This is a genomic window from Streptomyces sp. R41 (assembly GCF_041053055.1).
Taxonomy (GTDB): domain Bacteria; phylum Actinomycetota; class Actinomycetes; order Streptomycetales; family Streptomycetaceae; genus Streptomyces.
In genome coordinates this window covers 1,626,561-1,637,408 of sequence record NZ_CP163443.1, presented here as the reverse complement: position 1 = coordinate 1,637,408, position 10,848 = coordinate 1,626,561, and the positions used below count along the sequence as shown (strand labels likewise).

General features: G+C 71.8%; 7 protein-coding genes. 2 read left to right on the top strand and 5 right to left on the bottom strand.

The features are described from left to right. Positions 1-25 precede the first annotated feature (25 nt). Together AB5J53_RS07745 and xylB are read right to left on the bottom strand one after the other, a co-directional pair. A complete protein-coding gene (locus tag AB5J53_RS07745) occupies positions 26-1,234 on the bottom strand; it encodes an ROK family protein (protein ID WP_369244863.1) in 1,209 nt (402 codons plus the stop codon). A gap of 57 nt (positions 1,235-1,291) precedes the next feature. Next, on the bottom strand, positions 1,292-2,737 hold the full coding sequence (gene xylB / locus AB5J53_RS07740) for a xylulokinase (RefSeq protein WP_369244862.1): 1,446 nt from the start codon (positions 2,735-2,737) through the stop codon (positions 1,292-1,294). 163 nt (positions 2,738-2,900) lie between these two features. Between xylB and xylA the strand changes: the two genes are divergently transcribed. Together xylA and AB5J53_RS07730 are read left to right on the top strand one after the other, a co-directional pair. Beyond that, positions 2,901-4,067 (top strand): xylose isomerase, encoded by a 1,167-nt coding sequence (gene xylA / locus AB5J53_RS07735; RefSeq protein WP_369244861.1) that lies wholly within the window; start codon positions 2,901-2,903, stop codon positions 4,065-4,067. Positions 4,068-4,566: 499 nt separating this feature from the next. Then, complete coding sequence (locus AB5J53_RS07730; protein WP_369244860.1) at positions 4,567-5,172, top strand: hypothetical protein; 606 nt, start codon at positions 4,567-4,569, stop codon at positions 5,170-5,172. A 65-nt stretch (positions 5,173-5,237) separates the two neighbouring features. On the opposite strand, the gene AB5J53_RS07725 is transcribed toward AB5J53_RS07730, so the two are convergent. From AB5J53_RS07725 to AB5J53_RS07715, 3 genes are all read right to left on the bottom strand, one after another. Further along, a complete protein-coding gene (locus AB5J53_RS07725) occupies positions 5,238-6,581 on the bottom strand; it encodes an esterase-like activity of phytase family protein (RefSeq protein ID WP_369244859.1) in 1,344 nt (447 codons plus the stop codon). 88 nt (positions 6,582-6,669) lie between these two features. Next, positions 6,670-7,932 carry an SWF or SNF family helicase gene (locus AB5J53_RS07720; protein ID WP_369244858.1) on the bottom strand — a complete coding sequence of 421 codons (1,263 nt, stop codon included), beginning with the start codon at positions 7,930-7,932 and terminating at the stop codon, positions 6,670-6,672. Further along, positions 7,929-10,781, bottom strand: a complete 2,853-nt coding sequence (locus tag AB5J53_RS07715) for an SNF2-related protein (RefSeq protein WP_369244857.1) — start codon at positions 10,779-10,781, stop codon at positions 7,929-7,931. The genes AB5J53_RS07720 and AB5J53_RS07715 overlap by 4 nt, the downstream gene beginning before the upstream one ends. Between the last annotated feature and the right edge of the window lie 67 nt (positions 10,782-10,848).

Below are 10,848 nucleotides of genomic sequence, written 5' to 3'. Positions count from 1 at the left end.
CCGCGTGGTGTGCCCGTCCCGCTCGCTACGCCCGAGCCGCCACCCCGGCCGGATCGTCGAGCACCGCCCGCACCACCGAGTGCGCCGCGCCCAGCAGCGGCCCCTCGGGACCGAGCCGCGAGACGGACACGGCACAGGCCGGACCCGCTGTGCGACGTGCCAACTCGCCTTCCAGCGATGGCAGCAGCCATGGCGCGAGACCGGACAGCGCTCCGCCCAGCACGACAGTCTCCGGGTCCAGCAGATTGACCGCCCCGGTCAGCGCGATGCCGAGCGCGGTTCCGGCCTCGCGCAGGGCACGCCGTACCTCCGCGTCTCCCTCGGCGGCGCGCTCGGCCAGCAGCCCGACCCGGTCCTCCCCCGGCTCCAGACCGGCCGCGCGCAGGACGGCTTCCTCACCCGCGTACTGTTCGAGGCACCCGCGTCCACCGCACGGGCACTCCGGCCCTTCCGGATGGATCGGCACATGCCCCAACTCGCCCGCGAAGCCGCGCGTTCCGCGCAGCAATCGACCGTCCACGAGCACCGCCGCACCGATGCCGATCTCCGCCGACACATGCAGAAAGTCATGCGGCGTCGCCTCGCCGAGCCAGAGTTCCGCGAGACCGCCGAAGTTGGCCTCGTTGTCCACGGTCAGCGGCAGCTCCCCGGGCAGCAGCGCGCCGAGGTCCGTGTCGTGCCAGTCGAGGTTGGGGGCGCGGACCACGGTCCGGGCGTCACGGGCCACCAGACCGGGCACGGCGACCGCGAGGCCCGCGGGCCACAGCCCCTCCTGCTCCGCCTCGGCGATCACCTGACGTATCAGCGTCGTCAGTTCCTGGATCACCGGCTCGGGCGGCCGCCCGCGGTTCGTGCCGTGCCGCACGGCCCGGGCCCGCACCTCACCACGTAGATCGACCGCACACACCGCGAGATGGTCGACGCCCACCTCCGCCCCGATCCCCGCGGGACCGTGCCCGCTGACGGCGAGGGCCGAGCCCGGCCGCCCCACTCGGCCGGGCCGCTCGGGGCCCAGCTCTTCGAGGAGCCCGGAACGGATCAGCTCGTCCACCAGCGTCGACACGGCCGCCCGGGTCAGGCCGATGCGCGAGGCGACGGCGGCGCGCGACAGCGGTCCGTCGGCGCAGACGGTGTGCATCACCCGGGATAGGTTGCGGCGACGCATGCCCTGCTGGGTGTCGGGCAGCCGACGGCCGGAACCGGTCGGATGAACCTCGTGCAGCGGTGCGGTCATGCCTCCGTCAGTCCTCGTCCGGACGGTCCCCTCGGGGCGGTCCTTGTCGGTGTCCGGTCAGTTCCGGTTCGGCTCCGGCTCCAGCAGCGGGGCCGCGTCGGAGAGTACCCCGGCGATCCTCGCGAGCGTCCCCTCGTCCCGCTCCACGGCGTCGAGCACGGGCCCGCTGGCGGTGTTCCAGCGCCGGGCGACCGCGGCCGGGTCCTCGCCGGTCAGCAGGCCCGCGGCCTGTGCGGCGGCCCCCAGCGCGACCAGTTCCTTGGCCTCGGGCACCTGAACGGGCCGCCCCGACAGCCGGCGAACCGTGTCCTGCCAGGCCGTTCCTCGCGCGCCGCCGCCGATCAGCAGCAGCGGAGCGGAGCGGTCGGCGTCCTCGTCGAGCACCAGGTCGAGAGCGCCCAGCAACGAGTGGACCGCGCCGTCGTACGCCGCCTGGAGCAGCTGCCCGCCCGTCGTGTCGTGCCTGAGCCCGTGCAGCAGTCCGGAGGCGTGCGGCAGGTTCGGCGTGCGCTCACCGTCCAGGTAGGGGAGCAGCGTCACGCCCGCGCCCGGCTCGACGGCCTCGCGGTCGAGGCCCAGCAGTGCGGCGACGCGGTCGACAGCCAGGGTGCAGTTCAGTGTGCAGGCCAGCGGGAGCCAGTCGCCACGCGCGTCGGCGAAGCCCGCCACGGTGCCGGTCGGGTCGGCGGGGCGCCGCGTCGAAACGGCGTACACCGTGCCGGAAGTGCCGAGGCTCAGTACCGGGGTGCCGGGGCGCAGCCCCAGGCCGAGCGCGGCGGCCGCGTTGTCGCCGGTGCCCGCGGCGACCAGTGTGCCCCGGGAGAACGGCAGCCCACCGCGGGCGTGCACGGTTCCGGCCACCTCACCGGGCCGGACGATGTGCGGGAGCAGCGCCGGGTCGAGGCCGACGTGGGCGAGGACCTCTTCGTCGTACGTCTCGGTCCCGGACGCCCACCAGCCCGTACCGGAGGCATCACCGCGGTCGGTCGTGCCCTGTCCGGTGAGCCGTTCGGTGAGGTAGTCGTGGGGGAGTCGTACGGCCGCGGTCGCACGGACGGCGTCCGGCTCGTTCTCGGCCAGCCAGGCCCATTTCGTGACCGTGAACGAGGGGCCGGGCACACTTCCGGTCCGTTCGGCCCAGGCCTTCGGACCGCCCAGCTCCTCGACGAGCCGACGCGCCTGGGGCGCCGAGCGCACGTCGTTCCACAGCAGGGCAGGGCGTACGGGATCGCCCTGGGCGTCGAGGGTGACGAGCCCGTGCTGCTGACCGCCGATCGACACCGCCGCGGCCTCGCGTGCCGCGTCCCCGCACTGGTGCAGGGCCTCGCAGAGCGCGTCCCACCACTGCCGCGGGTCGCTCTCGCGGCCCGCCCCCGTGGAGACGGTGTGCGGTGCCTGTCCGCTCGCCACAACCTGTCCGGTCGACGCGTCGACGACCAGGACCTTGGTGGACTGGGTGGATGTGTCCACCCCGACGACGAGCGGACCCTCGGCTGCTGACATCGGGCTCTCCCTCTTCCGCGGCTCCGCGGGATCGGCCTGTTTTTGAGGTACCCAGGACCAGCGTGACCCGGGTTTCGCACTTCGTCTCTTCCCAGAGATGCCTTCGCATACTAATTTGTTAATCGCCATGACGAAATAGTCGGAGCTAGCAAGGAGCCGCGGCATGAACTACCAGCCCACCCCCGAGGACAGGTTCACCTTCGGCCTGTGGACCGTCGGCTGGCAGGGAAGGGACCCGTTCGGCGACGCCACCCGGCGCGCCCTGGACCCGGTCGAATCGGTGCAGCGTCTGGCCGAGCTCGGCGCCTACGGAGTGACCTTCCACGACGACGACCTGATCCCCTTCGGATCCTCGGACAGCGAGCGCGAGTCGCACATCAAGCGGTTCAGGCAGGCCCTGGACGCGACGGGTCTGAAGGTGCCGATGGCCACCACCAACCTGTTCACGCACCCCGTCTTCAAGGACGGCGCGTTCACCGCGAACGACCGTGACGTCCGCCGCTACGCGCTGCGCAAGACGATCCGCAACGTCGACCTGGCCGTCGAGCTGGGCGCCCAGACGTACGTCGCCTGGGGCGGCCGGGAGGGTGCTGAGTCCGGCGCCGCCAAGGACGTACGCGTGGCCCTCGACCGCATGAAGGAGGCCTTCGACCTCCTCGGTGAGTATGTGACCTCCCAGGGCTACGACCTGAAGTTCGCGATCGAGCCGAAGCCGAACGAGCCGCGGGGCGACATCCTGCTGCCCACCGTCGGCCACGCCCTCGCGTTCATCGAGCGCCTGGAGCGCCCGGAGCTGTACGGCGTCAACCCCGAGGTGGGCCACGAGCAGATGGCCGGACTGAACTTCCCGCACGGCATCGCGCAGGCCCTGTGGGCGGGCAAGCTGTTCCACATCGACCTCAACGGCCAGTCCGGCATCAAGTACGACCAGGACCTCCGCTTCGGAGCGGGTGATCTGCGCTCCGCGTTCTGGCTGGTCGACCTCCTGGAGAGCGCCGGTTACGAGGGGCCCAAGCACTTCGACTTCAAGCCGCCGCGGACCGAGGACCTCGACGGAGTGTGGGCGTCGGCGGCCGGATGCATGCGCAACTACCTGATCCTGCGCGAGCGTTCCTCGGCCTTCCGTGCCGACCCCGAGGTCCAGGAGGCACTGCGTGCCTCGCGCCTGGACGAGCTGGCGCAGCCCACGGCTGCGGACGGACTGAAGGGGCTGCTCGCCGACCGCGCGGCCTTCGAGGACTTCGATGTGGAGGCGGCCGCCGCGCGCGGGATGGCCTTCGAGCGCCTGGACCAGCTGGCGATGGACCACCTGCTCGGTGCGCGGGGCTGATCGCGTCCGCTCGGGCGTGCGGAACTGTCTTCTGGCGGTGGTGCGGCCCTGCTGCCCGGCGGATTCGTGAGGCCCGGACCCGCCTTCCGGGGGGTCCGGGCCTCACGGTCTCGTTCTGCGGATCTCTGCGCGGAATTCTCCGGAATCGTGCGATCCATGGCATGGGTCCGTATCAACTTCCGCGCGGGGGTCGCGTCTTGACCGGTTCGAGGCGACTCTTGACGGTATGGCCATGCCGCCCGTACCGCCCCAGCCCCCTCGGCCGCCGGGAGACACGCCGCCTCCTGGAGGTGGTGGTTTTGGCCCTCCGTCCGGAGGCTACGGACCTCCAGCCGGCGGCTATGGTCCACCTCCTGGCGGCTACGGACCGCCGTCGCAGGGCGGTGGTTGGCCTCCCGGACAGGGCGGCGGGGGCTGGCAGCCGCCGCCTCCTCCTGGATCGCCCGGTGGGCCCGGTGGCCATCGAGGCGGAGGGCGGCGCCGCAACCCCCTGTTCCTCGTGCTCGCCGTGATCGTGGCCGTAGGAGCCATCGTTGCCGTGGCCGTGGTGGTCTTCGGCGGTGACGGCAAACAGGACAAGAAGTCACCCACCGAGAGCACGCGCCGCTCGCCCAGCCCCTCGCTGAGCATTCCCTCCGAACTGCCGTCCCTGCCTTCAGAGGTGCCCAGCGTCGTGCCGACACTGCCCTCGGAGGTACCCAGCGGAGTGGTACCGAGTGACCTCGAATCGCTCTTCCCGACCCTCGCGAACGACGAAGTGCCGTACTACATGCTGAAGAAGGGCGACTGTTTCGACACGTTCGACAGCCTGCCCGGGCAGGCCGCCAAGCGCTCGTGCACCAAGCCGCACGACGCCGAAGTGGTGAAGGTGGCCGAACTCAACGGCAGTTACTCGACCGACGCCGCCCTCAAGAAGGCCGCGTCGGCGCTGTGCGAATCGACGCTGGACCGCAAGGCGGCCAGGCAGCCCGCGGGTACCGTGCGCGGCACCCTGGTGCAGTACCCGGACTCCAGCGGCTACAAGATCGGCATCGACAACGTCGCCTGCAGCCTGGCGGCGGACATCGGCAAGGGCACCCACAAGCTGACCAAGCCACTGACGTGAGCGCCACGCGCGCGTGACCGCCGTTCATCGCCCACGCGCGCGTGCCGTATGAAGAGTCCCCGAGGTCAGATCCCGCGCGGCAGCCGCACGTACGTGACCGTCGTCTCGATCCCGCTGTCCACCAGTCGGCCCTGCGCGTCGAACGCGCCGGCCCCGTCGGTCATCCCGAAGTCGTTGTCGTTGATGAGGGCGAGCGTGTCGTGGTCCACGCGCGCGACGCCCTCGATCTTGCCGGGCACCCCTTCGACCGTTCCAAGGTCCACGACCAGGCGCTTGCGCAGGACCGGAACGCCGACAGCTGCCGGGTCGTCGACCTGTTCCAGAGAGGGGGACGTCGTGTCGGTGTCCCACGCGTCGCCGAGGATGTCCGCGTCACGCGTGAGCTTCACCAGCTGCAGGCGGGCGGCCTTGTCGGTGCGCTCCTCGACGAGCAACCGGTCATGGCCGACGGCCACCACGGAGGAGATCTTCAGCTCGGATGTGTCGTCCTCGCTGGGGTCGACCACGTTCACCGGGTCGAAGCGGTACGCGTACTCGGCCGTCACGGCCCGTTTCTTGGGCGAGAAGCGCAGCAGCCGCGTCGTGCGCGAGGCGTCTCCCGCGTCCCCGTCCGGCAGCGAGAGCGGGCTCTGCAGGGCCATCACCAGGTCGCCGCCCGGGAGTTGGGTGAGCCCTTCGAAACCACGGTTGATCTTCCGGTGCAGCAGGATGGCTGGCAGCGCCTCGACCACCGGGTAGTCCGTCCCCGTCAGGTTCAGCCCCTTGGGCACATACCGCGTGAGCACCTTCCCGCGCGCGGAGACATGGATCAGCGAAGGACCGTACTCGTCGACAAGCCAGAAGGTGCCGTCCTCGGCCCGCACGATGCCCTCGGTGTCCACACCGTTCGCGTTGTACGTGAGCGGGGTCTGCGCGTCATAGGAGTACGGCGCTTCGTCGCGCCCCGCCTGGTTGGGCAGCCCGGTGACGGGCTTCCCCGAGGATGTGGTGATCGGTATCGCTTCGAGGACCTGCACCGTGTCACCGGACACCCGGATCTTCACGATCGCCGGGTCGAAGCCCGGCACCGGGAAGGTCCGCCGCTTCTTGCCGTCCACCTTGATCTGGCCGTTTGGCCCGCGGTCGGTGACCGTCCAGAACTCGCCCTTGCGCCCGGCCGGATAGATGTCACTGCCGATTCCGCCGAGGTCCACGCCCCGGTCGTCGGCCACCGTCCCCGGCAGCAGTGCGTTGCTGAACACACCAAGCGGGATGTCGGCGAGCGTCGCGGTGCGCGTCACGCGCGGCTGCGACGGGTCGCCCGCCGCGCTCGCGGTGCCGGACACCACGAGGGCGGCCAGCACGGCGAGCGGCACACCCGCGGCGACGGATCGGTGGACACGGCGCCGGCCGACAGCATGCGGGGACATCGGGCCTCCTGGGGCACAAGTTCGTTGACAGCGGCCAGAGTTGGCCCCGGCACCGAACGTCGTGCGACCTGGAGGTGAACTGTGGGCGTCAACCATTCATCGGGTTTCCTTCCGCCGTGGCGAGTGCCGTTGCCGGATCCCTCACCGCCGGTCCGGCCGGGGCCCAGCGGCCCTGCTCCATGCGATACGGCCACCACCGGTCGTCGCGCCCCAGACGCAGCTGAGTGGACGCGCCGACCGCCGTCCAGCGATTGCGTGTGGCGCGCAGCCGTGGCCGCTCGTCCTCGTCCCAGGCGGACTCCAGCGCCGCACGCGCGCGTGCCAGCGATTCCGCCTCCACGGCCCACTCGTCCTCGAGGACGGACAGCGCTGCCACGCCCCCGTACCGCCAGGCCCGTATGGCGAGTTGCAGCTCCTCGCGATCGCGTCCCGAACCCTCGGCGAGCCGCCGGGTGATCGCCTGCTCCGCGCCGCCCGCGGCCAGCCGGACCGCGTCCTGGCCCAGTGACAACTCAGTCTCGACCGCCCGCTGTCCGTGTCCGGAACCGAGTGCCTCGGCGAGCAGCCGGTACGCCTCGCCCGTGGCGGCGGCCGCGAGGAACTCCACCGCGGCCGGGTCGACTCCTGGCGCGGGCGTGGTCTCCATGTCCAGGGAGGGGGGCTGCCCGGGCTCGGCGGGCAGTTCGGGAAGAGCTGGTAGCGGCGGCAGGATGTCCCCGGCGGCGTACGCCGCGGCCGCGTCCACGCCTTCCCGGCTGGTGACCGGCGACTCCCGCACGGGCGCGCTGGTGCGCTCCTGGAGCTCATCCATCAGGCGGCGTTCGCCGCGCCCCCGCATCAACAGCAGCACGAACGGATCCTCGTCCAGCAACCGCGCCATCTGGTAGCAGAGCGCGGCCGTGTGTCCACAGTGGTCCCAGGCACCGCAGTCGCACTCCGCCTCCAGATCGCCGAGTCCCGGCAGGAGTTCGACTCCGGCGGCCGCCGCGTCCTCGACAAGATGCGGCGGCATGTCGCGGTCGAGCAGCGCCGCGATGTGCCCCGCGCGCTCTACGGCCATGTTGAGGAAGCGGTCCCACTGCTCCCCGGACAGCTCCTGAAGCAGGACATCCGCCCGGTGTGCGGTGCGGTCGTGGTCCTGGACGACGGCCGTGATGCGCCCCGGACGGACCGACACGGCGCCCACCGCCCCGGCGCGCGCCAGCCCGCGGCCCGTCTTCACCTGCTCGGAGTCCAACGCCGCGTCCTCCAGGGCCTTCAGCCAGGCCTGGCCCCACCACGTCTGCGCGAAGCCCCGCCCGCGCGCGGACGGCAGCGCGGCGAACGTACGCTCCTCGTTGCGATCCGTCATCGTGCGCCCCCTCGAAGCTCCACCAGGTCGGCCAGTTCCGCGTCGGTCAGCTCCGTGAGCGCCGCCTCACCGGCGCCCAGGACGGCGTCGGCCAACTGCTGCTTGCGCCGCAGCATGTCGGCGATACGGTCCTCGATGGTCCCCTCGGCGATGAGCCGATGCACCTGGACGGGCCGGCTCTGCCCGATGCGGTACGCGCGGTCCGTGGCCTGTGCCTCGACGGCCGGATTCCACCAGCGGTCGTAGTGCACGACGTGTTCGGCCCGTGTCAGGTTCAGTCCCGTGCCCGCGGCCTTCAACGACAGCAAGAAGACGGGGATTTCGCCCTCCTGGAAGCGCTGCACCATCGCCTCGCGCTGGTTGATGGGCGTCCCTCCGTGCAGGAACTGCGTCGACACGCCGCGTGCCGCCAGGTGACGCTCGATGAGGCGCGCCATCCGCACGTACTGCGTGAAGACCAGAACGCTCGCTCCCTCGGAGAGGATCGTATCGAGCAGTTCGTCCAGCAGCTCCAGCTTCCCGGACCGGCCCGGGATCTTCGGCCGGTCCTCCTTGAGGAACTGAGCCGGGTGGTTGCAGATCTGCTTCAGCCCGGTGAGCAGTTTCACGATCAGGCCGCGCCGCGCCATGCTGTCCGCGCCCGAGATCTCCGTGAGGGTCTCGCGCACCATGGCCTCGTAAAGGCCCGCTTGCTCCTTGGTCAGCGACACGGCACGGTCGGTCTCCGTCTTCGGCGGCAGCTCGGGCGCGATGCCCGGATCCGACTTGCGGCGGCGCAGCAGGAACGGTCGTACGAGCTGGGCGAGCCGCTCGGCCGCCGCGGGATCCTGGCCGCCCTCGACGGCTTGCGCGTAGCGGGTGCGGAACGTGCCGAGCCTGCCGAGCAGACCCGGTGTCGTCCAGTCGAGGATCGCCCACAGCTCCGAGAGGTTGTTCTCCACCGGGGTGCCGGTGAGCGCCACGCGCGCGCGTGCGCCGATGGTGCGCAGCGCCCGCGCCGTCGCCGAGTAGGGGTTCTTCACGTGCTGGGCCTCGTCCGCGACCACCATGCCCCATGCCATCTCGTCGAGCCGCGGCGCGTCGAGCCGCATCGTGCCGTACGTCGTGAGCACGAACTCGCAGCCGGCCACGTCCTCCAGGCTGCGCCGCGAGCCGTGGAAGCGGCGTACGGGGGTGCCGGGAGCGAACTTCTCGATCTCGCGCTGCCAGTTGCCCATCAGGGAGGCCGGGCAGACCACGAGCGTGGGGCCCGCGGCGGACTGGTCGGTCTGCCGGTGCAGATGCAGGGCGATCAGCGTGATCGTCTTGCCCAGGCCCATGTCGTCGGCCAGACAGCCGCCCAGTCCCAAAGAGGTCATGCGGGCCAGCCAGTTGAGGCCCCGCGCCTGGTAGTCCCGCAGCGTCGCGTGGAGCGCGGCGGGCTGCCCGACCGGCTCCTGCCCCTCCGGGTCCGCCAGCCGCTCCCGCAGGGCCGCCAGCCAGCCCGTGGGACGTACCTCGACCCGGCGGCCGTCGACCTCCGTTGAGCCCGTCAGCGCGGCGCTCAGCGCGTCGACGGGCGTGACCTTGCGGTCCTGCTGTGCCTGGGCGCGCTTCACCTCCCGCGGGTCGACGAGGACCCATTGGTCGCGCAGCCGGACCATAGGCCGGTTCGCCTCGGCCAGCAGGTCCAGCTCCTGGCGGGTGAGCTGCTGATCGCCCAGCGCGAACCACCAGTTGAAGGCAAGCAGCGCGTCCGCGGACAGGAACGAGGGCGCGTCCGACGAGGGCTTGCCAGGACCCTCTTCCTCGTCCGGCGGGCCGATGACTGCCCGTGCCGTCAACTTCCGTGCCAGCTCCTTCGGCCAGTGCACGTCGACACCGGCGAACGCCAGCGTGCGCGCGGCTTCGCCGAGGAGCTCGGCCACTTCCTCGTCGGCGAGCTCGACGGCGTCCGGCACGGCTGCGGCGAGCAGGGGAGTCAGCGGGGCCCAGGCCCGGGCCGCGCGGCGCAGCGCGAGCAAGGCGTCCATCCGCGCACGCGGGCCGAAGCTCGAGGATCCGGCCCAGACGGCGGAGGCATCCGCGACCAGGGCCGGATCGCTCACGCTGTGCAGTTGCAGCACCGCGCGGAACGGCAGCCGTGTCTCGTCCGAAACCGCCGATGCCAGCCCCGGCACCTCGACGCGCAGGGAGATCCGTACGTCCGCGTCGTGCACGGCGGCGACATCTGTGGTCCAGGCGCGCTGCTCGGGCATGTGCTGGGGCTCCGGCGCCGCGAAGGACGGACCGCCCGCAGCGAGCGCCGCCGCGGGTGAGCGGGGCAACGCGTCGGCGACCGCGTCCAGGAAGGCGCGCAGCAACGGCTCGGGCTCCGGCAGCCGTGGCGGTTCGGCGCCGTCCACCGGCATCGCGTGCGCGTGGGGAGGCATCGCGGCCGCCAGCTCACGGATCCGCTCCAGGTCCTGCGCGCGCAACGGACCCGTCCGCCACGTGTCGTGGTCGCTCGCCGACAGCCCCGGCAGCAGTAGTCCGCGCGCGGCGAACTGGAGGGCGAGCACGGCGGCCGCGCCCCAGAACGCGGTCGCCCGGTGAACCTGCGGGGCGGCACGCGCGCGTGTGAGGACCGGGAGAGCGGCCCGTACAGGAAGCAGCACGGCGGGCACGGTCACGAGCTCGACGCCCTCGTCCGCGGGCAGCGCGACAGTCAACTCCTCAGCAGAGCCGGACGCCACCGGGGGAGGGGAGTCGCCTTCGGGGCGCCAGAACGCGACGCAGCCGGTACGGGAGGGATCGGCGGGCACGAACACGGCACAGCAGCGGGCCAGTTCGGAGATCTCGGCGGGGGTTGCCGCGGGAATCCTCTGCACAGCGATGACGCATTCCTCAAATTTGACTACTGGAGGCCGGGCCGCCGAGGCTACAGCACTCCGGAGG